Here is a 25099-nt window from a genome sequence, read left to right on the forward strand (position 1 = left end):
TGTTTTTGTAAGAGGTGAAAAAATTGACAGCAAGTAAAAAAGAAGTCATTCGCTTATTAGAAGAAATAGCTTTATATATGGAATTAAAAGGAGAAAATAGCTTTAAAACATCTGCCTTTAGAAAAGCGGCTCAAAGTTTAGAAACAGATAACCGTAGCTTAAGCGAGATAGAGGATATTCGTACGCTTCCGGGAATTGGAAAAGCAACAGGGGATATTATTGAGGAATATATCGAAACTGGAAAGTCTGCTGATCTAGAAGCTTTGAAAAAAGAAGTTCCAAGCGGGCTCGTTCCACTACTTGAAGTAGAGGGATTAGGCGGGAAAAAATTAGCCAGACTCTATCAAGAACTTGGCGTTATAGATCAGGCAAGTTTGCTTGAAGCAGCTAGAGATGGAAAAATAGAAGCTTTAAAAGGATTCGGGAAAAAGTCAGTTGAAAAAATAGTCGAAGGAGTAAAAGCGCTAGGAACGCGTCCAGACCGGTATCCGTTTCCGAAAGTTTTTCCTGTTGCAGAAGAAATTGAAAGTTTTCTTAAAACCATTCGAGCTATTAAACGGTTTCACCGGGCAGGAAGTTTGTGTCGCATGCGAGAGACATTAAAAGACCTTGACTATGTGCTAGAAACAACAGAGCCGGATAAGGTCAAACAAGCTTTACTTCAGCATCCTAAAATGACGGAAACAATTGGTGCGGGTGACACGAAAGTCTCGGTTGAACTTGATATCGGGATTAAAATTTCAGTTGATTTTAGGCTTGTTGAACCCAAAAGCTATGCGACCACTTTGCATCATTTTACGGGTTCAAAAGAACACAATATCAAGATGCGACAATTGGCTAAAAAGCGAGATCAAAAAATCAGCGAATATGGTGTAGAAGAAGAAAATGGAACGATGCATCATTTTCAAACAGAAACAGAATTTTTCCGCTTCTTTGATCTTCCGTTTATTCCCCCTGAAGTGCGAGTTGACGGAACCGAAGTAGAACGAATTACAGAAGAAACACGTTTTCTTTCGTTAGATGATATTCGTGGCGACCTGCATATGCATACGACCTGGTCTGACGGGGCCTATTCAATTGAAGAAATGATCCAAGCGAATATTCAAAAAGGTTATGATTATATGGTAATCACCGATCACGGTAAGTTTCTCCGTGTGGCAAATGGCTTAAATGAAGAACGACTTCAAAAGCAGCAAGCAGAAATCAGACGCATTGCAGAAAAATATCCAGAAATTGATGTTTATTCTGGCGTAGAAATGGATATTTTAACAGATGCAACGCTTGATTTTTCGGATGAAACTCTTCAAAATTTAGATTTTGTCATTGCCTCGATCCATTCAGGCTTTAGTCAAACCGAAGAAGAGATTATGGCACGATTAAAAACGGCAGCAGAAAATCCTTATGTCCGCTTGATCGCCCATCCAACAGGTCGCGTGATTGGTAGGAGAGAGCCTTATGCGGTAAATGTCCCTGAACTCATTCGATTAGCAAGTGAAACTGGGACAGCGCTTGAATTAAATGCCAATCCAGAGCGGCTCGATTTAAAAGCAGAGCATTTAGAAATGGCGACAAAAGCAGGCGTTAAAATTGCCATCAATACAGATGCACATGACACGAAGCATTTAGATTTTATGGAGCTTGGTGTCCGGGCAGGGATAAAAGGCTGGCTGACAAAAGCAGACGTTTTGAATGCCTCATCAAAAGAAGCATTTAGAGCGTTTATAGAAAAAAAGAAATAGAGGAATGAGCGATGGAAAAAAAGCTTGAAAATATATTAGAATTCGATAAAATCAAACAACAACTGGGTGAATTTGCTGTTTCGACGCTTGGAGAAGAGGCAATTCGCGGCCTTAGTCCAGAAAGTTCATTTGCCAAGGTAAAAGAAGCGCAGCAAGAAACGGAAGAAGGAGCAAAAGTGCTGCGTCTTCGTGGCAGTGCGCCAATTACGGGCCTGACCGATGTTTTACCCCACTTGAAGCGACTTGAAATTGGCGGGGATTTAAATGGTCTTGAAATTTATCAAATTGGAAGTAACTTGCGTGTCAGTCGTCTGATGAAAAATTTCTTTGGCGATCTTGAAGAGCAGGGGGTAGAGCTACCTTTCTTATATACCCTTGCAGCAGAACTCCTCCAATTGCGCGATTTGGAAGATGAAATTGCCATTTCGGTTGATGAATCTGGCTATGTGCTCGATACTGCAAGTGAAACCTTACGCAGTATCCGTCAAACGCTTAACCGGACAGAGGGGCGTGTGCGTGAAAAACTAGAAGCTTTATTGCGCGACCGAAATGCTGCTACGATGTTGAGCGATGCGATCATTACGATTCGAAATGATCGTTACGTTATTCCTGTTAAACAAGAATACCGAAGCCATTATGGCGGTGTCATTCACGATCAGTCGGCATCTGGACAAACTTTGTTTATTGAGCCTCAAAGTGTCGTTGATTTAAATAATGAAAGACGAGCTCTCCAAGCTAAAGCCAATCAAGAAATCGAACGCATCCTTGCGGAACTATCGGCACATTTAGCAGAACACATCTCTGAAATTCATCATAATACGTATTTGCTTGGTCGTTTTGATTTCATTTTGGCTAAGGCACGGCTTGGGAAAGCCATGAAAGGAATTTCGCCAGGGCTAAACGATCAAGGAATTGTCAAATTGTATGAAGCAAGACATCCACTGCTTGATCCGGCTAAAGTCGTTGCAAATGATATTTTGCTTGGAGAAGGCTACTCGGTTATCGTAATTACGGGTCCCAATACAGGTGGAAAAACTATTACGCTTAAAACGCTTGGATTGCTAACGATTATGGCGCAATCAGGCTTGCAAATTCCTGCACGTGAGGAATCAGAAATAGCGGTTTTTGAAGATGTTTTTGCGGATATTGGGGATGAACAATCCATTGAACAAAGCTTGAGTACTTTTTCTTCACATATGACGAATATTGTTTCGATTTTAGAAAAAATGAATGCAAAATCACTGATTTTATTCGATGAACTCGGTGCTGGGACGGACCCTCAAGAAGGAGCTGCACTTGCGATTTCTATTTTGGATGAAGTTGCAAGACGAGGCGCAAGTGTGGTCGCAACTACGCACTATCCTGAACTCAAAGCTTATGGTTATAACCGACCCTTTGCAACGAATGCTTCTGTTGAGTTTAATGTAGAGACACTCAGTCCGACCTACCGTCTATTAATTGGTGTTCCGGGTCGCAGTAATGCTTTTGAAATTTCAAGACGACTCGGTCTTGATTCAGACGTAATTGAATCCGCAAAATCTTTGATTGATACGGAAAGTGCTAATTTAAATGAGATGATTACGGATCTTGAGGATAAACGAAATCTAGCAGAACAGGAATTTGAAGAAGCACAAGAAACGACAAGAGATGCGGAACGCCTTCTTCAAGATTTACAAAAAGAAGTCGCGGCTTATCATCAAAATAAAGAGCGTTTGCTTGAACAAGCCAAAACTGAAGCGGCTAAAGTGATTGAACATGCAGAAGAAGAAGCGGATGGCATTATTCGAGAAATCAGGGAGTTACAGCTTCGCGGGGCGCAGGGGATTAAGGAACATGAATTGATTGACGCCAAAACCCGCCTTTCTGAGGCGAAGCCGAAGACCATCCAAAAACGTGTTGTTCATCAAACGAAGCCAGTCACGCATAAACTTGAACCGGGTGATGCAGTGCGTGTGCTTTCTTTAGGTCAAAAAGGAACGTTGATTGATAAAGCTAGCAATTCGGAATGGAATGTTCAAATCGGTATTATTAAGACGAAAATCAAAGAATCGGATTTGGAATACATTCAACCTGAGAAGCCTAAAAAAGAGCGCGTGATAACTAATGTTCGAAATACAGATCCGGTTCGCTCTGAGCTCGATTTGCGAGGGATGCGCTATGAAGATGCGCTTCAAGCGGTGGATAAGTATATTGACGAAGCACTTCTCGCGGGATATCCACGTGTTGCGATCATTCACGGAAAAGGAACGGGTGCTTTAAGAACGGGTGTCACGGAGTTCCTGAAAAATCACCGAATGGTCAAATCAACGAGGTTTGGAGATGCGGCAGAAGGCGGAAACGGCATTACGATCGTCGATTTAAAGTAAGTTCAATTGACTTTGCCACCTTTTCTTTGAGCAAAAAGATGGAATAAAGAGCAAACTCCGTTGTATACTTGGGTTACATTAAGAGTTAGGAGTTGAGCTAACATGGCTGATATTAAAGCAATTACAGATGCAACCTTTGAATCAGAAACAAGTGAAGGTTTAGTTTTAACAGATTTCTGGGCAGCTTGGTGTGGTCCTTGCCGCATGGTAGCCCCAGTTTTAGAAGAAATTGCAAATGAACGTGGAGACGCGCTCAAAATTGTAAAAATGGATGTCGATGCGAACCAAGAAATTCCAAGCAAGTTCGGCATTATGAGTATTCCAACTTTACTCGTTAAAAAAGACGGCGAAGTTGTGGATACGGTAATTGGCTACCGTCCAAAAGAAGAATTGGATGAAGTGATTAACAAATATATGTAGTCGAACAAAAAGTATGATAAAATAAGGACACCGCGAACTTTGCGGTGTCTTTTTTTGAGAGAAAATACGTATGCATGTTCAATGCTTGTATTGATTAGGGAGTTGATCTTATGGTGTCTACTCATTTACAAAATAAATTAGCGCTTTTGCCAGACCAGCCAGGCTGTTATCTAATGAAAGATGATCAAGGAGTGATCATTTATGTGGGCAAAGCAAAAGTGCTTAAAAATCGGGTTCGTTCTTACTTCACAGGGGCACACGATGTAAAAACACAGCGCCTTGTTCAAGAAATTGCGGACTTCGAGTATATCGTGACAAGTTCAGATGTGGAAGCCTTACTGCTTGAAATCAATTTGATTAAAAAACATGATCCACGTTTTAATATTCGGTTGAAGGATGATAAAACTTATCCTTTCATTAAAATTACAAGTGAACGCCATCCAAGACTCATCATCACACGACAAGTTAAGAAAGATAAGGGAAAGTATTTTGGTCCGTATCCAAATGTCTATGCGGCTAATGAAGTCAAAAAGATTTTAGACAAACTTTATCCACTAAGGAAGTGCCATGTGCTTCCAAATAAGGTTTGCTTATATTATCATCTCGGTCAGTGTCTTGCTCCTTGTGTATTTGATGTTTCGGAAGAGACCTATAAAAAGATGTCCGATGAAATCGTGAGTTTCTTAAATGGGGGCTATAAAGATGTGAAGCGAGAGCTGAATGAGAAAATGGAAGATGCAGCTTCTGAAATGGAATTTGAAAAAGCCGCTGAATTTCGGGATCAAATCAATGCCATTGAAACCACGCTTGAAAAGCAAAAAATGACAATGAATGATTTTGTGGATCGAGATGTCTTTGGATATGCGATTGATAAGGGCTGGATGTGCGTGCAAGTCTTTTTCATCCGGCAAGGCAAGTTAATCGAACGCGATGTGTCTCAATTCCCATTTTATAATGAGGCGAATGAAGATTTTCTTACTTTTATCGGTCAATTTTATCAGAAAGCGAACCACATTCCGCCTAAGGAAATTTTCTTGCCAAATGATGTCGATGATGAAGCTGTGGCCGCTCTTCTCCCAGATACCAAGATTTTGGTGCCTGCAAGAGGGAAAAAGAAAGACCTTGTCAAATTAGCTTATAAAAACGCGAAAATTGCCCTTAATGAAAAATTTATGTTGCTTGAGCGAAATGAAGAACGTACAGTTGGAGCGGTTGAAAAATTAGGCGAACAAATGGGGATTCCAACGCCAACTCGGATTGAGGCATTTGATAATTCAAACATCCACGGGACGGATCCTGTTTCGGCGATGGTCACGTTTTTGGATGGGAAGCCAAACAAAAACGATTATCGCAAATATAAGATCAAAACGGTGGACGGGCCAGATGATTACGCCACGATGCGCGAGGTTGTAAGAAGGCGTTACTGGCGCGTATTAAAAGAAGGACTCCCGCTTCCTGATTTAATTTTAATTGATGGCGGAAAAGGGCAAATTGACAGTGCGAAAGATGTTTTAGAAAATGAGCTTGGGCTTGATTTGCCGGTTGCGGGGCTCGCGAAGGATGATAAGCATAAAACGAGTCAGCTTTTGTTCGGTGATCCACTTGAAATTGTGCCTCTTGAACGTAATAGCCAAGAATTTTATCTGCTTCAACGCATTCAAGATGAGGTGCATAGGTTTGCGATCACGTTCCACAGACAATTGCGGAGTAAATCGGGCTTTCAATCCATTTTGGATGGTATTCCTGGGGTTGGACCGGGTCGGAAAAAGAAAATTCTGAATCACTTCGGGTCCATGAAGAAAATTAAAGCGGCGACAGTTGAGGAATTGCAAGAAAGTGGCATTCCAAAAGCGGTCGCAGAGGCAGTTTTTCAAAAGGTAAAAGAGGTCAATGATAAGCTTCAAAGCGATAAGGAAAACTAACGATTGAATAAAGGAGAGAACAAAATGGGCGTTGTGTTGCTGAAATTTGGAGGGACTTCCGTTGGGAATGTGGACAAGATTCAAAAAACAGCTGAGCAAGCAATTCGTGAGCAGGAGCTTGGTAATCAGGTAGTTATCGTGGTTTCAGCGATGGGAAAATCAACGGATAAGTTACTTTCACTCGCAGGAGAAATTACAAAAGCGCCTGCTAAGCGTGAGCTTGATATGTTGCTTGCAACTGGGGAACAGGTAACCATCTCGCTTCTTGCTATGGCTCTCAATAAGAAAGGGAAGGAAGCTGTTTCTTTCACAGGCTTTCAAGCGGGGATTGAAACGGAAAGTGTGCACGGGAATGCACGGATTTTGGATATTGATTCTGAACGGATTCGTGACGCTTTGCTCGCTGGGAAAATTGTGATCGTAGCTGGGTTTCAAGGGATTACGCGTGATGGGGACATTACGACGCTTGGTCGAGGAGGCTCAGACACGACAGCTGTTGCGCTCGCTGCGGAACTTGCGGCTTTAAAGTGTTCGATCTGCACGGATGTCGACGGAGTTTATACGAGTGACCCACGCTACATTAAAGGGGCAAGAAAGTTAGACGAGCTTACTTATGATGAAATGCTTGAGATGGCACATCTTGGTGCGGGCGTTTTACATCCGCGTTCGGTTGAATATGCGAAAAATTTTAAAACGCCGCTCGAAGTTAAACTTAGCCATGGCAGAGAAAAGGGAACGATGATTAAGGAGGAAATGAGTGTGGAAGATACGAAAGTAGTACGCGGTGTTGCATTTGAAGATGGGATTACTCGAATTACTGTTCATTGGAGCAGGAAAGAAGACATGCGCGTTTCGAAAGTTTTTACGGAACTTGCCAAAAACGCTGTAGATGTCGACATCATTATCCAAGGAATTACGGGTCTTGGTCATGGGAACCTTTCTTTCACGCTCAAAACATCGGCCTTGCTGGATGCGCTAGCTGTTTTAGAAGATAAAAAAGCAGAAATTGGCTATGAAAAGATTGAATCGGAACAAGAATTAGCGAAGGTGTCAATTGTAGGTTCTGGAATGGTTTCAAATCCTGGTGTCGCTGCAACGATGTTTGAAGCTCTTACAGACCAACAAATTCCCATTAAAATGATTAGTACGTCTGAAATTAAAGTGTCAACGGTTGTACCAGAACGTGAAATGGTAAAAGCCGCTCAGGTTCTCCATGATACCTTTGAACTTGAAAAAGCGTGAAACATTGAGTTTCACGCTTTTTCAGCTAGCTTATTAGTAATCCTTGTAATCGGTGGATTCTTTTAAATCCCATTTAATGACGAGCAGAGCTTCTTTTTTGCGCTTATTGATTTCATCATAAGCTTCGGCATAATAACCGTTTTGGGCTTGAATTTGTTCAGCGATAAATCCAGCTTCTAGTTTGAAAGAAGGCTCACCTTGCAAATCAAAGCGTGTTTCAACGGCTGGTCCGTAAAGCAGGATTTGCAGCTCTTCTTTTTTCTCCTTGACGACTTCGATTGTGCCAAACGAGGCTTCTTCGAAAAAGTCTTGGATTTCTTCAAAAGAAGTCAGTGGAAATTTGCGAGCTAAATCTTTTCCAGCCCAGTAAAAAATATGGGGCGATTCTTCGCCAAGTAAATCCGGCAGTAAATAATCACGGAAAAGCTCAACTCCAAAACTTGGTACCAGTTTTTTTTCTGGTTGAGTAGATGTTTCTTGATTTATTTCTTCTGTCATTAACGTACAACCCCGCTTTCTCTTTTCTCATTATAACGAAAAAGTGCGGTAAAATAAAATAGAATCTAAGAAAATAACGAAAATACTTGCGAAAAGTTAGAAAAAATAAGAAAATGGAAACGATAGATTTAAAAAGAAATAGAGGCGAGATCGTGAAACGAGCGATAGGATTTATAGATTCAGGCGTTGGGGGACTTACCGTTGTAAAGGAAGTCTTAAAACAATTGCCGCATGAAGAAATTTTTTATTTAGGAGATACTGCACGTTGTCCGTATGGTCCGCGTGATACAGAAGAGGTACTACGTTTTACTTGGGAAATGACACGGTTTTTAGTAGATCGCAATATAAAAATGCTTGTGATTGCTTGTAACACGGCAACAGCCGCTGCTTTAAAAGAAATTCGAGCAACTCTAGATATACCTGTGATTGGCGTCATTCATCCTGGTTCACGTGCTGCGCTTAAAGCAACACGAAACAATGAAGTGGGTGTTCTTGGGACAATTGGAACGGTGCAAAGCATGGCTTATCCGAAAGCGCTTAAAGGGCTTAATCGACATGTTCGTGTGGATTCACTTGCTTGTCCAAAATTTGTTTCTATTGTTGAATCGGGTGAATATAAGAGTCCGATTGCGAAAAAAGTGGTTGCTGAATCTCTTTTACCCCTTAAAAGTACCAAAATCGATACACTGATTTTAGGATGTACCCATTATCCGCTTTTAAAACCGCTTATAGAAAATTTTATGGGAGAAGATGTGGCAGTGATAAACTCTGGTGAAGAAACGGCGAGTGAAGTGAGCGCTTTGCTTGATTATCATGATCTTCTCGAAAAAAGTGAAGAAGGAACGCATCATCAGTTTTTTACGACAGGTTCTGTACCAATCTTTGAAGGAATTGCAAAAGATTGGCTTGGGCTTGAGAAAATGGATGTCGAACATATTACACTCGGCGAGAAGGAAGGGCAGGTAGCAAAATGAAACGCTTCGATGAACGTGAAAAAAATGAACTAAGGGTTGTTACAATAGAAAAGGATTATTTGATTCATCCGGAAGGCTCGGTTTTGATAACTGCAGGGTCGACGAAAGTTATCTGTAATGCGAGCGTAGAAGAAAAAGTACCTCCATTTATGAGAGGGGAAGGAAAGGGCTGGATCTCTGCTGAATATGCGATGCTTCCACGGGCAACGGGAACTCGTAATATTCGTGAATCTTCTAAGGGGAAGGTTAGTGGACGGACGATGGAAATTCAGCGCTTAATTGGGAGAGCGCTTCGAGCAGTCGTTGATTTGGATGCGCTTGGAGAGCGAACGATTTGGCTTGATTGTGATGTGATTCAGGCGGATGGAGGTACGCGGACAGCTTCCATTACAGGAGCATTTGTCGCGATGTGCCTAGCAATTTATCGTCTGCATTTAGAAAAGCCTTTTGAGACATTTCCGATCAAAGATTACCTAGCCGCGATTAGTGTAGGAATACTGGAAGACGAGACAGCAGTACTTGATTTAAATTATGTGGAAGATAGTTCTGCTAACGTAGATATGAACTTAATCATGACGGGAGCAGGTCAATTTGTTGAGCTACAGGGAACAGGAGAAGAAGCTACTTTTTCTGAAGAAGAACTTGTGGAACTTCTTTCACTTGGAAAAGCTGGCATTAAGCAGCTTGTGGAACTTCAAAAAACACAGCTTGGTGATGAAATTATGAGTTTAATTGAGGGGGAATAAAGATGCGTGAATTGGTGATTGCAACTGCAAATAAAGGGAAAGCAAAGGAATTTGAAGAAATTTTAGGGAGTCATGATATTAAGATTTTAACGTTGTTAGATTTTCCAGAAATCGGGGAAATTGAAGAAACAGGCAAAACGTTCAAGGAAAATGCAGCGTTAAAAGCGACAACTGTGGCCAAAATTTTAAATAAAACCGTTCTTGCTGATGATTCAGGACTTGTTGTAGACGCACTTGACGGGGCACCTGGTGTTTACTCGGCGCGCTATGCAGGAGAGGCACATAACGACGCGAAAAACAATGAGAAATTACTTAAAGAGTTAAAAAATGTAAAAAAAGAGGATCGTACAGCAAAATTCCATTGTACACTTGCTATTTCGACTCCAGCTGGAGAAGTAGATTATTATGAGGGAGAGTGTGCAGGAGAAATTGCCTTTGAACCTTCTGGCGCAAATGGTTTTGGTTATGATCCGCTTTTCTATCTATCAGATTTTGGGGTGACGATGGCGAATCTTACACCTGAACAAAAAAACAGTATCAGTCACCGGGGAAATGCGATTAAAGAACTCGGAAAAAATATTGAAAAGGTACTGGAAAAAATCAACTAAAAATGAGAGAATAGAGAAGCATGTTGGGGGGCAGAAAATTAATGAAACTAGTTGTTGTGAGCGACAGTCACTCGGAACGTGACTGTTTGATGCACTTAAAAGAAAAGTATGAGGGAAGCGTTGATGCACTCATTCATTGTGGAGATTCGGAGTTAACGAAAGACGATCCGGCGATTCAAGGTTTTGAAACGGTACGCGGGAATTGTGACTTTGGGCCAGATTTTCCAAATGAGCGGGTGCTTGATATTGATGGCTACCGAATTTTTGTAACGCATGGTCATTTATACAATATTAAAATGACATTGATGAATTTGCGTTACCGGGCACGTGAGTTAAAGGCAGATTTTGTCTTTTTTGGACATTCTCATGAACTAGGGGCAGAAATGATGGATAATGCACTTGTTTTAAATCCGGGCAGTATTTCACTTCCGCGCGGAGCGATTCGTGTGAAAACATATGCACTGATTGAAAGTGTTCCAGAAGGCGTGTTGGTGAAATTTATGGACGATCAAGATAAAGAGCTAACGGAGTTGACGCAGATTTTTCCACTTTTCAAGGCTTAACTTGTTTTTTTGTAAAATTATGAGCTGGCTTGCATAAAAAGCATTGACAAAATGCGGAAATCACCATAAAATAGTATTTGGCTGTTCGAAAGTTCGCCATTTGTCCTGATAGCTCAGCTGGATAGAGCAACGGCCTTCTAAGCCGTCGGTCGGGGGTTCGAATCCCTCTCAGGACGTTAGAAATGAATTGGAAAACATCTTATAAATGGTCTTAGAGCTTAGAAATCTTGGTTGTGACCGTTTATAAGATGTTTTTGTGTTTTTGGAATGGAAAAAGACCGTGAAATTCAGGTTGATTGATTTGGGGAATCTTAAGAGCTAAGGGCTAACACGCAAGTTGTTCAGTCACAGCATACTAATGAGTACATATAGAAACGTGTTTTGTTTCTGCTATTACATTTAGTAAAATAGAAAACAAATAAAAAAGAGAAGGCAATAATGATAAAGGAAATAATGATAAAGGAAATAATGATAAAGGAAATGGACAGCAACATATGAATGGTTTACTTACATCTTTTACTGATGATTCATTAAAGAATAAACTTGTTTTTTGCACGGCTAGGAATTATGATAAAAGTAAGAGAAATTTGGACTTTAGTCAAAGATGAACCATCAAAATGGAAGTTCTGCTAGGGACGAGTACTGCGATTACGAAACAACGGAAAAACTTTCCGAGGTTTTAGAGGAGGTATGTTATTTTGAATGGTTCCAAAAGAGGAGTCAGATGGGTCTCACTTAAAGAGTGAGGCCTTTTTGTATGGGCATCGCTGAAAAGTTCATTAAATTGACACAATTTCATTTCTAAAATATGGTATATTACAATTGTAAGAAAAATATATAATTAGGAGATGAATGTTATGTCTGGACAAATTAGAATGACCCCAGCAGAATTGCGTGACCGTGCGAAAACTTACGGAACGAGCGCACGGGATATCGAACAAATGTTACAACGCTTATCCCAAACACAAGAACAACTTCGTAGTGAATGGGAAGGACAAGCTTTTGCACGTTTTGACGATCAATTCAATCAGTTAAAACCAAAAGTAACGGAATTTGCGAACTTGATGGATCAAATTGAACAACAACTTCAAAAAACAGCCAGTGCTGTGGAAGAACAAGATCAACAACTTTCTCAAAACTTTGGATTTTAATTTCAAAAAAGTGCCTCTTATTGTATACTTTAAGAGGTACTTTTGCTAAAGAGAGAAAAATAGATGGAGGGATGAGATGAAAAAGGGCTGGATTATTTTTATTTCGCTTATTGTCATCATTATTGTAGTTATAGCAATTGTTGGAGGGAAGATATATATGGATAATAAAAAAAGCAAAGAAGTAAAAAAAGAAGTAGCATTATATATAGTACAAAATTATGAAGGTGTTAAAAAAATACAGTTTGGTAAACTATCTGAAAACAAAATGACTGGAAGTTGGACACTTTCAGCTAAGCTTAATGAGAACAATACAATAACCTTTACATTTCAAGATACTAGTAACATAAAAAACAATATGATAAGTGTCTATTATGATCCTGACTCATTTAAGTTAAAGAATAAAGTAAATGAGCATAAGGACTTAGACAATATTGATATTCAATTCGAAGGTGGCTTCAAATGATTACAGAACAGGATAATAGAATTTTATCTGACATGGCCTACAATGTTGATAGAAAAAAGGTTGACGTCCCTTTAAAGAAAGGTAATATTATAAAAAATAAGAATCTATCTCAAAATTATAAAGTTGTAAAAGTAGAGGATAATTCAGAAAATGGCATGCAAGCCATGGCTGTTGCCTCAATTGATAAAAATGGAAAAGTGGACACGACAGAAGTGGTCATTGCTTACGCAGGAACAAACTTTTCTGATGCCAAAGACCGGGCGACGGATTTTCAAACGGTTATTCAAGGAAACAAAAAGCTTGACCTAAGCCCCATGCATCCATTTAAAGGTTCAAAAATTGATGGACAAGCGATTTCCGCTCAAAAATTTGCTGCTGAAGTGAAGAAAGATTATTCCAATTCTATGATCACAACAACGGGTCACTCCTTAGGAGAATATTTGGCTTTAATGATTGCTGCTGAAAATAAGTGGCGCAATGTAGGATTCAATGGTCCAGATCCTTCCAATGTTTTATCAGATAAGGCAAAAAAGTGGATCAAAGAGAATCCAGGGATGTTAGTAAATTATCGGAATCGTGCAGATGGTTTTGGAAACTTCGGAGGTGATGGTACAGGTGCAGAAATCAAAGTAAGTATGGAAATGGGGACGCACTTAAATCCGATAGACTACCATCAGTTAAGTAATTGGACGTTTGATAAAGATGGAAAACTAAAGATACCCAATAATGAATATAACCAAGAAGCCATTGTCCAACAAGCAGAACGCTATGCCATGACCGAGTACATAGACAAGTTATATGATCTCGAAATAATGCAAAAGAAATTCCAAGCAAGTGGTGGAGGCATCTCGACGAATGAACAAATATATTTAGATGATAGTCGAGCATTAGCTGTTGTAGAAACAGCCGTGGCGGAGTTTAAAGCGGTCACAGCACATGTCATAAAAGTGTACCAAGACGGCATGGATAAAGTCGAAAAGATCTGGAAAAAGACGCTACAAGAAGCACGCCAAGTGGGAGATATGCTCACAGAAAGTGAAATTTTAGCAGAATTAGAAGGCGTAGATTGTACGGAGAAAAAACTAGTGATTGAGCCTTGTGAAGCTTATCAGAAAAAAATCAATAAAGTGAAGAAAATGAGCACTAAATTTGACGATTTAGCCAATGAAATCAAACAAAGTATAGAGGCTCTCAAACAAAAGGATCACGAATTAGCGCAGCAATTGGGATGAGTGGGAGGTCCGTAGATGAAAACCGAAGAAGAGTTGCGAACAGAATACAGGCGACAAAGGCAAGAACTTGAGGAGCAAGCAGAGGCTATTCATCGTTTTCAGAAAAAAGGGGAAGAAATCGCACAACAGACTTATGAAGCAATTTGCTACCAGGTTCGACAAAACGAAGAATACTGCACGGACATTCTAGAAATGGCTCAAAGGGAAATCGAACAGTTGGAAACGAATTATCGTGCGGATTTACAGGAGAAACAGCGGGAAGTAAGACAGAAAGCAGAATATGCAGAGGAACAGTTTCATAAAGAATTACGGCAAATAGAGAGAAACAAATGAGGTGATACAAGTTGCTAGAAGCGTTGGAAGACCTACTGAAAGAATTTCAGAAAAGCAATCAGAAAATACAAGTCCGAACCTTGGGCATGCAAAATAGACGGACGGGAGAAGTGACCGACAAGAAAGTTCGAAAAACCGGAAAAGAAGAAATAAAAATGGCGAAAACATCCGTTTCGAAGACAAGCAGCCACTTACAAGAAGCAGTAAAAGGACATTTTGGCAAGAAAGTGACGGAAGTCTTTGAGAAACAAGAAGATATATTAGAAAACTTTTAAATTCCTATTTTTGCAGAATGGATATTGGCGAGCCCTGACAAAAGTCGGGCTTTTTTATAATTGTTCGGTGTCTCGTGTATATTTATATATGAAGTTCTTTTTTGTTGTTGCCTTGCCCTCCTAGGCGGGGTTATTTTTGTGTCTAAAAGATGAAAATCATGACAAATAAAAATTAAATACTCTTACTAAAATCCAGAAAAACATAAAATCTATTGATTTTTAGTCATTCGCGATAATAATCAGACATTTCACGACATTTTTGGTTTTTCAGAATATTTTCATGCTATACTCAGGGCGTAATAAAAACTAAAATGCTGAAAGGAAGATAGTAATGATACAGACAACAAGAAAGTAGCATTATCGACTTCACTAATATTTTCAATAGCAGCCCCCGGAGTTTCTAGTTTTGCGGTAGTTGGTAAAACGGAAAAAGAACAGATTGCTCAAAAAAACCAGTCTGATTCGAATCAAGTTATTTTAAATAATGAAACGTTGAAAATTGTCGAAAAGTCTAAGACGGAGTGGGAAAGTCTTAATAAAGAAACAAATGAAATGGAAATTGTAATTTGGAACCAAGCTTTAACAGAAGGAACGATCCAAAACAAAACAACTGGGGAGACATCGATACTAGAAGTAAAACAAGATGCAAGTGGAAAGAAAACAGTATATGAGAACGGCCAGGAAGTTGCTTCCCTTGAAGTTGAAAGTTCGGACAAGTTTGATAATAATAGTATGTTAAGAGCATATTCGCCCTGGAAATACATTCACACATATAAAGTAAATGTAAATGCTTATGCCTCAGCAGCCTCTGTTGGATATGCTATCGCTGCAGTGGTTGGGGGTTCTTGGCTTGGAATTCTAGGAGTAATAATTGCAGCAGTTCAAGCCGTAAAACCACAAAAAAGCTTATGTAAAAGTGAAAATGTGGTATTGGCAGGGTATGCAAAAAATTAAGAGGCAATATTTCGTTTATAAAAAATCAAATTATACTGGATTAAAAAAGACATACACAACAATTGGAAAAGCTTATGGAATGTAGGTGTTAAGTACAATGAAAAAATGGTTGAATTACAGTATTCTTATTCTTGCATTAGCTAGTAGCATTATTGTTTTTGTTCAAGCAATCAGAAGGCAAAATTATAGTCTGTTTATTTGGTTAGTCGTGACTATTCCTGTGGTTATCAACTCTCTTAGAGTAACGTCGAAATTAAAATAGAGAAATAGGGAGATGAAATGATGAAAAAAGCACTTGATGATGCATTTTCTGTTTTTGGAATGGTTTTTGTTGTGTTATTGATAGCGTCATATTTTGTGTCAATGGGTAAAGTTATAGATAACGCTAGGTCTTTTCTCATTTTATTTTTTATTGTAAGCGTAGTGGGAAAGTATTTGTTAGATCGAAAAAAAGCAAAAAACAAACAATAACTTTTGATTGAATAAATGATATAAATACTTATTAACAGGTTGAGGCTGGCAGTAAATAAGGGGGAAATATGAGAGGTAGCCGAATGTTTTATATTAGAGCGGTGATCGTGACTATTGTATATGTGTTATGCTCTTTAAAATGGGGATTTGATACAATGACTCCATATTTATTTGCCTATTTTGTTCTTCAAGAAATGACTATCTATTTTATAAATCGACATAGAAAGAAAAAAACATGAATAAAGCCCTGACAAAAGTCGGGGTTTTTTTATAATTGTTCGGTGTCTCGTGGATTCTTCTATCTTTGTAAGTTTTAGTAACTAAAGTGGAAAAGCTATTGTACAATAAAGGTGTGTTAGCTATGCTTATATGTGAAGTTCTTTTTTTCGTTGTTGCCTTGCCCTCTTGGGAGGGGTCATTTTTGTGTCTAAAAGATGGAAATTATGACAAATAAAAATTAAATATTCTTACTAAAATCCATAAAAACATAAAATCTATTGATTTTTAGTTATTCGCGACAATAATCAGACATTTTACGATATTTTTGGTTTTTCAAAATATTTTCATGCTATACTCGAACTATAAAAGAACAAATAATTTAAATAATTTTAAAAGTAAAAATTAGGGAGGTGGATTATTTGAAACAGTTTCTCGTGGCTTTATTTTTTGGGATTTTTATTTTATGCATTTTAGGTGTCTATATTGCATATGTTTATTTTAACAATCACTTTATATGGATAGCGGGAATTCTGCTAATAATAGGTGCGGTTTTAAATTGGAGATTATATCATAAACTATTTACAAAAAAAAAGGAGCAGAGACTATGAAAAAAGGCATCATTATTTTAACAATCGCTATGTTATTCGCTTTATCTCTTGTACCAACAGTAGCAAGTGCAAATGAAGTTAATAATGTTTATGATGGAGAGACGTTGACTGCTATAAAAAATGGAAATAAATTACTTATTGAAGATAAAAAAACGGGGGAAACTGTTACTATTGAGTTAGAAAATAATAGTAATGGGAAAATAATTCAAGAAGATGGGACTGTTGAGGAATTTAAGCGAAACGCTGATGGCGATATTTATGTCGATGGGCAATTAGAAGTAGCTGCTGAAGAAAACAGGGATAAGGAATTAAATCCAACAACTCGTGCATCCAAGTGGATATACGTTCAAACTTATAAGTACAATACAACTACACGCGGGAATATGAGGAGCTTAGCACTAGGCATACTTTCTTTTATGCCATACGTGGGACCTATCTATGGTGTTATTGGAATCATTGATGCCGCAAGATCATTAGGAGCAAAAACTTTATACGTTCGAGTAAAGCAATATAGAACAAAAGGATACCAGTTTTATAAGTATGATTCATATTTTTACTCTAACGCTAAACTGACTAAACTTATAAAGAAAACATCTAAAACAAAAAAAATGTGGTAGTTCGTGTTACTGATACTCTAGTAAGTAAGATGATTGATTTTCATAAAAGTATAGTGATTTCAAAAAGATTGTAATGAATTGTTTTTTTGAAAAGTATACTAAAATTGATTATGTAACTTCAAAGTACCAACTATGATTAATCTTTGATTAATTATTGTTTAAATAAAAAGTAGAATGAACTGAAGCCCTGATAATCGGGGCTTTTACTTTTGTGACACTGGCTCTATAAACCGTATTACAACAACACTTATTATTAATCCCTCTCAGGACAATAACTTCGGAGGTACACTACTACTTAACTGGGCAGAGATTCTTAAAAAGGATTTTGAACCCTTGACATCAGTCTTTTCTAACAGATGACTATAGATGTCTGCCGTAGTAGTGTATTTTTTATGTCTTAATCGTTCTTGAACGACTTTAATATTATAACCTTGATTAATCAACTATTCATCCATACAACCAAATTCAAATACAACTAATACGGTAATATAAATTGTGGTTCCTCCTTGTCGAAATAAAAGAAAGTATTTGATATGCATAAATTATGCGTTCAACTAATTTTTCCTTCACTCAAAGGAGGTGATTTTTTTTGATTAAAACAGGGCAACCAAGCTATTGAATAGAAAATGAAGATGATTATTTCCGAGTGTACCCCTCTATATCTCTTGCTTATTCGCGAAATATTCTTATTTGTTCACAAAATATTCATAAATGATGTTATTTATTTGTGTTACAATGAAATTACTTCAAGAGATCGTACTTTTTTGAGTATTTTTAGAAAAATGTTTTTGAATAAACCGAGCTACATCACACTCACTGAAACGGTCTTCTAAAATTGACAGGCTGTTTTTTTTTGAAACTTATTGGAAGCGCTTTTTAGTTGATACCAAGACTACCCCGATAAATTTGAGATGAATTTGAGGGGAGTATAAATGGAAGAGCCAAGTCGAAAAGAAAAAGAAATGGTATTGGAACTACTGCAGGATGAGGTATTTTGTTTCAATTGGTTTTTGGGAAAGTCTAAAGGATTGAAAAGACTAACAAAGAATCAATTCTTAACGACTTTGTATTGGTTAGAGGCTAAAAAATATGTATATCGCTTGCCTGGGAATGAGCACGAATACTGCTTAACTAAACGAGGCCAAGCTTGGCATGACACCTATTTAAAAGAATATCAGGAAGAAGTGTTTATCGGTTTATCCTATCTTTTAATGAGGAGTGAAAATAACTTCAAAGAATGACTAGATAGAAAAGAGGATGGGGTTAGTTGTGGTGGGAGACTAAAAAGACGCTTCTTTTTAGTCTATGTCAGTAACTAATGCGAATGAAGTACTAATATTTATGGTGGAAGATGCTAATCGCCACAAAAATAGGGTTACTACTACCAAATTAGAAAAGAATAGTGATGGGAATGTCTAAACTGGCAAAGATCAATGTTGATGGCGGCTATTTGTGTAGGCGGACAATTGGATAGTTGTAGCCAAAGAAAACAGCCCAAGTAAGAGAAGTTTAGTAGTAGTAATATGTTGAAACTATTTATAATGGTAGATTGCATACCATAGGGATTTCTGTTTATCTGACTAAAAAAATCGGGATACATAGTTTGATTGTTTTAAAATTAATCTAGATAAAAACTGAGAGCCTCCTTATAGAAATAAATTTTAAGGAGGAAAAAAAGAAGAATTTATAGTAAAATAAAGATGACTATGTAGGAAGAGAAGAGGAAGAAACGAATGAGTGAAAAGAATTCAAAAACACTATTCCAAACGTTATGGAATAGCGCTGATATTTTACGTTCGAAAATGGACGCCAACGAATACAAAAATTATTTATTAGGTCTTGTTTTTTACAAATATTTATCGGATACAATGCTTTATCATGCGGCGGAACTGCTGGAGGAAAAACCTGCAGATTTAATGGAAGCACAACAAATTTATTCAAAGGCTTTTCAAGATGCGGGTTTAAAAGAAGATTTAATTGGTGAATTAAAATATGATTATTCGTATGCTCTTGAGCCAGATTTGACTTTTACTGCACTTGTAGAATCGGTCAATCGTGGGGAGTTCCAGCTAGAAGATTTAGCTCAAGGCTTCCGGAATATTGAACAAAGCGATGAATTGTTTGAAAACCTTTTTGAAGATGTTGATTTATACTCGAAAAAACTAGGGGCAACACCGCAAAAGCAGAACCAAACGATTTCCGAAGTGATGACAGAGCTTGACACGATGGACATTGCGCATGAAGGCGATGCACTCGGAGATGCGTATGAATATCTGATTGGACAGTTTGCATCAGAATCAGGCAAAAAAGCAGGCGAATTTTACACGCCACAAGCGATTTCCAATTTGATGACGCACATCGTTTTAGCTGGAAAAGAAAATCAAAAAGGTTTCAGCGTTTACGACCCGACGATGGGTTCAGGATCGCTGCTTTTAAATGCGAAGAAAATTTCTAATGAATCCGGAACAATTAGCTATTACGGGCAGGAACTAAATACTTCTACGTATAATTTAGCGCGAATGAATATGATTTTGCATGGGGTCGATATTGCGAATCAGCATTTGAACAACGGGGATACACTCGATGAGGACTGGCCGAAGGATGAGCCAACGAATTTTGAAGCGGTGTTAATGAATCCACCTTATAGCGCGAAATGGTCGGCGGCTGATGGCTTTAAGCATGATGCACGTTTTTCGAAATATGGGGTACTTGCGCCAAAGTCCAAAGCGGATTTCGCGTTTCTTTTACATGGATATTATCATTTGAAAGATAGTGGCGTGATGGCGATTGTGTTGCCGCACGGGGTTTTATTCCGAGGTGCCGCGGAAGGGAAGATTCGAAAGGTTTTGCTTGAAAACGGGGCGATTGATACGGTCATCGGTTTGCCAGCGAACATTTTCTTTAATACAAGTATTCCTACGACGGTGATTGTCCTAAAAAAAGATCGTGCGAATCGGGACGTGTTGTTTATTGATGCGTCGAACGATTTTACGAAGGGGAAAAATCAGAATGTGCTAGAGGAACGCCATATTGAGGCGATTTTGAAGGCTTACCGGGAACGGGAAAATGTAGAGAAGTATGCGTATTTGGCGGGTTTTGATGAGATTGTGGAAAATGATTTTAATTTAAATATTCCGCGTTACGTGGATACGTTTGAAGAGGAGGAGCCAATTTCGCTTGCGGAAGTGGCGGAGGAATCTGCAGAAATCGAGCGGGAGTTGGCGGAAGCAAAAATGGAGCTAGCTCAGATGGCGCAAGGTTTGACAGGACTAACGGCGGAAGCACAGCAGGAGCTTGATCAATTTATGCGGGTTTTGAATGGTGAAGAGGTGCAAGGAGGTGTGCGGCATGAATAGGAAGGTGCCGGAAATTCGGTTTGAAGGGTTTACGGAGGATTGGGAGCTGCGTAAGTTCTTTGATAGTATCGAAAATACGATTGATTTTCGCGGCAAAACACCAAAAAAGCTAGGACTCGATTGGAGTGACAATGGTTATTTAGCTTTATCTGCATTAAACGTTAAAAATGGATTTATTGATTCAAAAGCAGATGCCCATTATGGAGACCAAAACTTATATGATAAATGGATGAACGGACAAGATTTGCATAAAGGACAAGTATTGTTCACTACTGAAGCTCCCATGGGTAATGTAGCACAAGTCCCTGATGATCAAGGATATATATTAAGTCAGAGAACAATCGCGTTTAAGGTAAGAGCGAAAAAAATGACAGACAACTTTCTTGCTGTTTTATTAAGAACTCCTAAAGCTTTTTATGACTTAACTTCATTATCAAGTGGTGGTACAGCTAAGGGAGTTAGCCAAAAATCTTTATCACATTTCAAAGTGATAGTTCCAAAAGAGTTGAAAGAACAGCAGAAAATTGGATCATTTTTTAGAGGACTTGACAACCTCATTACACTTCATCAGCGTAAGCTAGAAAATCTCAAGAAAAGTAAAAAAGGCTTTTTGCAAAAAATGTTTCCGAAAAATGGGGAGCAAGTTCCGGAAATTCGGTTTGATGGGTTTACAAGCTTTTGGAAAAATAGAAAGGTGTCAGAACTCTTTACAATTACTCGAGGTCAAGTATTAGCTACGAATAAAACGGTTGAAAAACAAACTAAGGAGATGCCTTATCCAGTTTATTCATCTCAAACTAAAAATAATGGATTAATGGGCTACTATAAGGATTATTTATTTGATACAGCAGTTACTTGGACAACTGATGGAGCAAATGCAGGTACGGTAAATTTCCGTGAAGGAAAATTTTATAGTACTAATGTTAATGGTGTTCTACTTTCTAGTGAAGGATATGCCAACAAATTTGTTGCTGAAGCATTAAATCGGATTGCTTGGAAGTATGTCTCTCAAGTTGGGAATCCGAAGTTAATGAATAATGTTATGGGAGAAATTTTGGTACTGCTACCAGAAAATATTGAAGAACAAACTCAAATCGGTAACTTTTTAAAAAAACTCGATGATACTATCGCTCTCCAAGAACGGCAATTAGAAAATCTCAAAAAAACGAAACAAGCATTCTTACAAAAAATGTTTATCTAAACAGAACTAACAAAATGGGGTGGAGCATATGGCACAAGTGACAGCGGAAAGGTTTCTCGAAGATGCTTTGATCGATAGGCTCGTAAGCGGGGAATCACAATGGACGTACCGAAAGGACCTTCGCACGGAGGAGGCTCTTTGGCAGAACTTTAAACAAAAACTTGAAGCGAATAATCAGGCTGTTTTAAAAGGGATTCCACTTACGGCACAAGAATTTAAGCAAATTCAAAACCAACTGAATTTCCCTAATTTCTACGAGGCTGCAAAATGGCTTGCTGGGGAAAATGGTATTGCCAAGGTTCAAGTTCAGCGTGAAGATGCCACGCTCGGGACGATTCGTCTGCAGGTGATTTGTCGGGAAGATATTGCAGGTGGTAGTTCTTCTTATGAAGTGGTGAATCAAGTCGAGATGCCAAAGCTAGACATACAGGATAAGGATCGGCGTTTTGATGTCACGCTCCTCATTAACGGGCTACCAATGATTCATATCGAGCTAAAAAGTCGTGCTCACCCTTATATGGATGCTTTTCGTCAAATCAAAAAATATTTAAAAGAAGGAAAATTCACCGGTATCTACTCGACACTCCAAATGTTCGTCGTCTCAAACGGCACGGATACACGCTATATTGCCTCGGCGATCGATACGAAGCTGAATGAAAAGTTTCTCTCACGATGGGTCGATCAAAAGAACAACTCGGTGAATGACTACTTAGAGTTTGCAAACGACGTTCTTTCGATTCCGATGGCGCACAAAATGGTTACTCACTACACGGTCATTGATAATAAAAAGAAAAGCTTGATCTTACTTCGACCGTATCAAATTCATGCGATTGAAGCCGTGAAGACTGCCTTCGCTAAGCAAGTTTCAGGTTACGTCTGGCATACAACGGGTTCTGGGAAGACGTTAACCTCGTACAAAGTCGCTAGAAATTTATTACAATCGGCTTCGATTGATAAAACCATTTTCATTATCGACCGAAAAGATTTGGATAATCAAACGGCAACTGCATTTCAGTCCTATTCCGAAAACGATATTATTGCAATCGATAAAACGGAAAATGTAAATGACCTAGTGAAAAAATTGCTTTCAAAAGATCGTCAAGTCGTGGTTACGACGATTCAAAAACTGAATTATGTGATGCACCGTTTTGCAGGGAAAGAAGATTCTTCCAAATATGATAAATTAAGAAAACTGAAATTAGCGTTTATTGTCGATGAGTGTCATCGCGCTGTAAGTCCAGCGAAAAAACGAGAACTTGAACGGTTCTTTGTAAAATCACTTTGGTACGGCTTCACTGGGACACCAATTTTTGCAGAAAGCAATAAACAAGTTCTTGGAGATCTACCAAGAACAACGAAACAGCAATACGGGGAAGAACTGCATACTTATACGGTGAAGGAAGCGATTCATGATAAGGCGGTTTTAGAATTTTTAACAGAGTATAAAACGACGATCCCTGAGGAACAGCTTGATGAAGCCGTAAGAGCAATCCTTTCAGATCCTGATTTTGATGTTGACACGCTTGAGACGATTCAAAAAGAAAAGATGTTACCGAAAGCGGTTTTTGAAGAGGACAAGCATATGCTCAAGGTGATTGATTCGATTGTGAACAAGTCGCGCAAAAAATTAGGGTTTCAAAATGGTGTTGGGAAAACGTATGATGCGATTTTAACGACATCGTCTATTGCCCAAGCTAAGCGTTACTATGACCTGTTTCAATTGGTCAAGGCGGGTGAGGCGGATGTGAAGATTGATGAAGCGACAAAGCGTGTTCTCCCCGATTTCCCCAAAGTAGCCATCACGTACTCGGTTTCTGAAAATGAAGAGACTTCGATTGTGAATCAGGAAAAGATGAAGCAGGCGATCAAGGATTATAATCAGGAGTTTGGAACAGCGCACACGATGGAAAAACTGAATGATTACAACGGTGAAGTGAATGAGCGACTTGCGCGGAAGAAAGAAAAATTTTTACCGCGTTCGGAGCAACTGGACCTTGTGATTGTTGTCGACAGGCTCCTTACAGGATTTGATGCGCCGTGTTTGTCAACTTTATTTATCGACCGGGCTCCGGCAAAGGCGCATGATTTGATTCAGGCGTTTTCAAGGACAAACCGGTTGTTTGATAAGGCGAAAAAATTTGGGCAAATCGTGACTTTCCAAACGCCGGACTTATTCCGCGAGAAGGTGAATGAGGCACTTGTGCTCTATTCAAACGGCGGAGAGGATGTTGTTCTCGCCCCAAATTTCGAAGAGGCAACGGGAGAATTTTTAGAAGCGATTCAAGAACTACGTAGGGTGGCTGAGGTTCCTGAAAAAGTAAAGGCTCTAAATGAAGCGGAATTAAAGAAATTTGTGAAGGCTTTTCAGCAGCTTGACCGGACGTATGCGGCTGTGCAGGTGTATATGGACTTTAATGAAAGCCAAATGGGCACGGTCTTTCCGATCACGCCTGAGGAAATTGAAGCCTTTAATGGAGAATATGTGAATGCGCTTGAGATGTTGAAAAAAACGAATGATTCGGATGAGCCGGATCCTGCAATTGATATTGCGTATGAACTCGAATCGGTGCGAACGGAAGAAATCAATTATGAATATATTTTGACGCTCATTCAAGCTCTGGTTCCAACAAGTGGCGAGGAAGATGATGCAGTCTTGAAGCGTCATGATAAGGTGTTTTCGGAAATAGATGAATATATTGCGAACTTGCGGAAAAATAACGCCAAGCTTGCAGATTTGATGCAAGAAATTTGGGATGAGATTCAGGAAAATCCAGAAGCGTATCGTGATAAAAATGTATCGACTTTGCTTGAAGAGAAGATACAAGAAACCCAGTATGAAGTTGTGAAGGAATTTGCAGAAAAATGGTGCGTGAGTGAGGCCGAAACAGCCTATGTGGTGAACACTTATAAAGCAAGTCGCGAGCGACAAGTTGGTGAAACGGAGCTACGAGAAACAGCTGATTTTGATGCCTATAAAAAGAAAACAGAAAATCCTCTACCGAAATTGAAGTACTGGAAAGCAGCTCGATTAGATTTAAAAGATGTGGTGGAAAAAGAAATTTTACCGCTACGACGAAGAGAGTAAGGTTCTAGAAGTAGAAATATAGTTAGTCTTCCAAGAATTTCAAAAGATTAGATTTA

The 25099-nt window shown here is 38.8% G+C and carries 22 protein-coding genes and 1 tRNA gene; 22 read left to right on the forward strand and 1 reads right to left on the reverse strand.

Annotation, left to right across the window (positions count from 1 at the left end):
- The first annotated feature begins 23 nt into the window (after positions 1-23).
- The 5 genes from polX (at position 24) to HB912_RS03580 (ending at position 7689) form a co-directional block, all read left to right on the forward strand.
- Positions 24-1739 carry a DNA polymerase/3'-5' exonuclease PolX gene (gene polX, locus HB912_RS03560; protein ID WP_185372231.1) on the forward strand — a complete coding sequence of 572 codons (1716 nt, stop codon included), beginning with the start codon at positions 24-26 and terminating at the stop codon, positions 1737-1739.
- An 11-nt stretch (positions 1740-1750) separates the two neighbouring features.
- Positions 1751-4105, forward strand: a complete 2355-nt coding sequence (locus HB912_RS03565) for an endonuclease MutS2 (protein ID WP_185372232.1) — start codon at positions 1751-1753, stop codon at positions 4103-4105.
- Positions 4106-4207: 102 nt separating this feature from the next.
- Positions 4208-4525, forward strand: coding sequence for a thioredoxin (trxA, locus tag HB912_RS03570; RefSeq protein WP_036072635.1), 318 nt, complete (start codon positions 4208-4210; stop codon positions 4523-4525).
- A gap of 110 nt (positions 4526-4635) precedes the next feature.
- Positions 4636-6447 carry an excinuclease ABC subunit UvrC gene (gene uvrC / locus HB912_RS03575; RefSeq protein ID WP_185372233.1) on the forward strand — a complete coding sequence of 604 codons (1812 nt, stop codon included), beginning with the start codon at positions 4636-4638 and terminating at the stop codon, positions 6445-6447.
- Positions 6448-6471: 24 nt separating this feature from the next.
- Positions 6472-7689, forward strand: coding sequence for an aspartate kinase (locus tag HB912_RS03580; RefSeq protein ID WP_185372234.1), 1218 nt, complete (start codon positions 6472-6474; stop codon positions 7687-7689).
- A 33-nt stretch (positions 7690-7722) separates the two neighbouring features.
- On the opposite strand, the gene HB912_RS03585 is transcribed toward HB912_RS03580, so the two are convergent.
- Positions 7723-8187 (reverse strand): YslB family protein, encoded by a 465-nt coding sequence (locus tag HB912_RS03585; protein WP_036072628.1) that lies wholly within the window; start codon positions 8185-8187, stop codon positions 7723-7725.
- A 152-nt stretch (positions 8188-8339) separates the two neighbouring features.
- On the opposite strand from HB912_RS03585, the gene racE reads away from it, so the two are divergent.
- The 17 genes from racE to HB912_RS03670 all read left to right on the forward strand — a co-directional run bounded on the left by racE (position 8340) and on the right by HB912_RS03670 (position 25043).
- The gene (gene racE, locus HB912_RS03590) at positions 8340-9161 is read left to right on the forward strand and encodes a glutamate racemase (protein WP_185372235.1); all 822 of its coding nucleotides are present in this window, start codon (positions 8340-8342) and stop codon (positions 9159-9161) included.
- Positions 9158-9907, forward strand: a complete 750-nt coding sequence (gene rph / locus HB912_RS03595) for a ribonuclease PH (RefSeq protein ID WP_185372236.1) — start codon at positions 9158-9160, stop codon at positions 9905-9907. Before racE ends, rph begins: the two co-directional genes overlap by 4 nt.
- Before the next feature lie 2 nt (positions 9908-9909).
- The gene (locus HB912_RS03600; protein WP_185372237.1) at positions 9910-10515 is read left to right on the forward strand and encodes an XTP/dITP diphosphatase; all 606 of its coding nucleotides are present in this window, start codon (positions 9910-9912) and stop codon (positions 10513-10515) included.
- Between the two features lie 41 nt (positions 10516-10556).
- A complete protein-coding gene (locus tag HB912_RS03605; RefSeq protein WP_036072624.1) occupies positions 10557-11078 on the forward strand; it encodes a metallophosphoesterase in 522 nt (173 codons plus the stop codon).
- Between the two features lie 102 nt (positions 11079-11180).
- Positions 11181-11254 (forward strand) — tRNA-Arg (locus HB912_RS03610).
- Positions 11255-11935: 681 nt separating this feature from the next.
- On the forward strand, positions 11936-12229 hold the full coding sequence (locus tag HB912_RS03615) for a WXG100 family type VII secretion target (RefSeq protein WP_036071587.1): 294 nt from the start codon (positions 11936-11938) through the stop codon (positions 12227-12229).
- 76 nt (positions 12230-12305) lie between these two features.
- Positions 12306-12692, forward strand: a complete 387-nt coding sequence (locus tag HB912_RS03620) for a hypothetical protein (protein ID WP_185372238.1) — start codon at positions 12306-12308, stop codon at positions 12690-12692.
- The gene (locus tag HB912_RS03625) at positions 12689-13924 is read left to right on the forward strand and encodes a lipase (protein WP_185372239.1); all 1236 of its coding nucleotides are present in this window, start codon (positions 12689-12691) and stop codon (positions 13922-13924) included. The genes HB912_RS03620 and HB912_RS03625 overlap by 4 nt, the downstream gene beginning before the upstream one ends.
- Positions 13925-13939: 15 nt before the next feature.
- Entirely contained in the window at positions 13940-14257 is a 318-nt protein-coding gene (locus tag HB912_RS03630) for a hypothetical protein (RefSeq protein ID WP_185372240.1), read from the forward strand.
- An 11-nt stretch (positions 14258-14268) separates the two neighbouring features.
- Positions 14269-14532: a hypothetical protein gene (locus HB912_RS03635; protein WP_185372241.1), complete on the forward strand. Its 264-nt coding sequence runs from the start codon at positions 14269-14271 to the stop codon at positions 14530-14532.
- 492 nt (positions 14533-15024) lie between these two features.
- Positions 15025-15486, forward strand: a complete 462-nt coding sequence (locus HB912_RS03640) for a hypothetical protein (protein WP_185372242.1) — start codon at positions 15025-15027, stop codon at positions 15484-15486.
- Positions 15487-15768: 282 nt separating this feature from the next.
- The gene (locus HB912_RS03645; protein ID WP_185372243.1) at positions 15769-15957 is read left to right on the forward strand and encodes a hypothetical protein; all 189 of its coding nucleotides are present in this window, start codon (positions 15769-15771) and stop codon (positions 15955-15957) included.
- An 823-nt stretch (positions 15958-16780) separates the two neighbouring features.
- Positions 16781-17401 carry a hypothetical protein gene (locus HB912_RS03650; protein WP_244964410.1) on the forward strand — a complete coding sequence of 207 codons (621 nt, stop codon included), beginning with the start codon at positions 16781-16783 and terminating at the stop codon, positions 17399-17401.
- A gap of 932 nt (positions 17402-18333) precedes the next feature.
- Positions 18334-18642 (forward strand): DUF3116 family protein, encoded by a 309-nt coding sequence (locus HB912_RS03655; protein WP_185372244.1) that lies wholly within the window; start codon positions 18334-18336, stop codon positions 18640-18642.
- A gap of 492 nt (positions 18643-19134) precedes the next feature.
- Positions 19135-20757 (forward strand): type I restriction-modification system subunit M, encoded by a 1623-nt coding sequence (locus HB912_RS03660; RefSeq protein ID WP_185372245.1) that lies wholly within the window; start codon positions 19135-19137, stop codon positions 20755-20757.
- Positions 20750-21958 (forward strand): restriction endonuclease subunit S, encoded by a 1209-nt coding sequence (locus HB912_RS03665; RefSeq protein ID WP_185372246.1) that lies wholly within the window; start codon positions 20750-20752, stop codon positions 21956-21958. Before HB912_RS03660 ends, HB912_RS03665 begins: the two co-directional genes overlap by 8 nt.
- A 28-nt stretch (positions 21959-21986) precedes the next feature.
- Positions 21987-25043: a type I restriction endonuclease subunit R gene (locus HB912_RS03670; RefSeq protein WP_185372247.1), complete on the forward strand. Its 3057-nt coding sequence runs from the start codon at positions 21987-21989 to the stop codon at positions 25041-25043.
- Positions 25044-25099 lie beyond the last annotated feature (56 nt).

This window comes from Listeria aquatica (genome assembly GCF_014223975.1).
Taxonomy (GTDB): domain Bacteria; phylum Bacillota; class Bacilli; order Lactobacillales; family Listeriaceae; genus Listeria; species Listeria aquatica.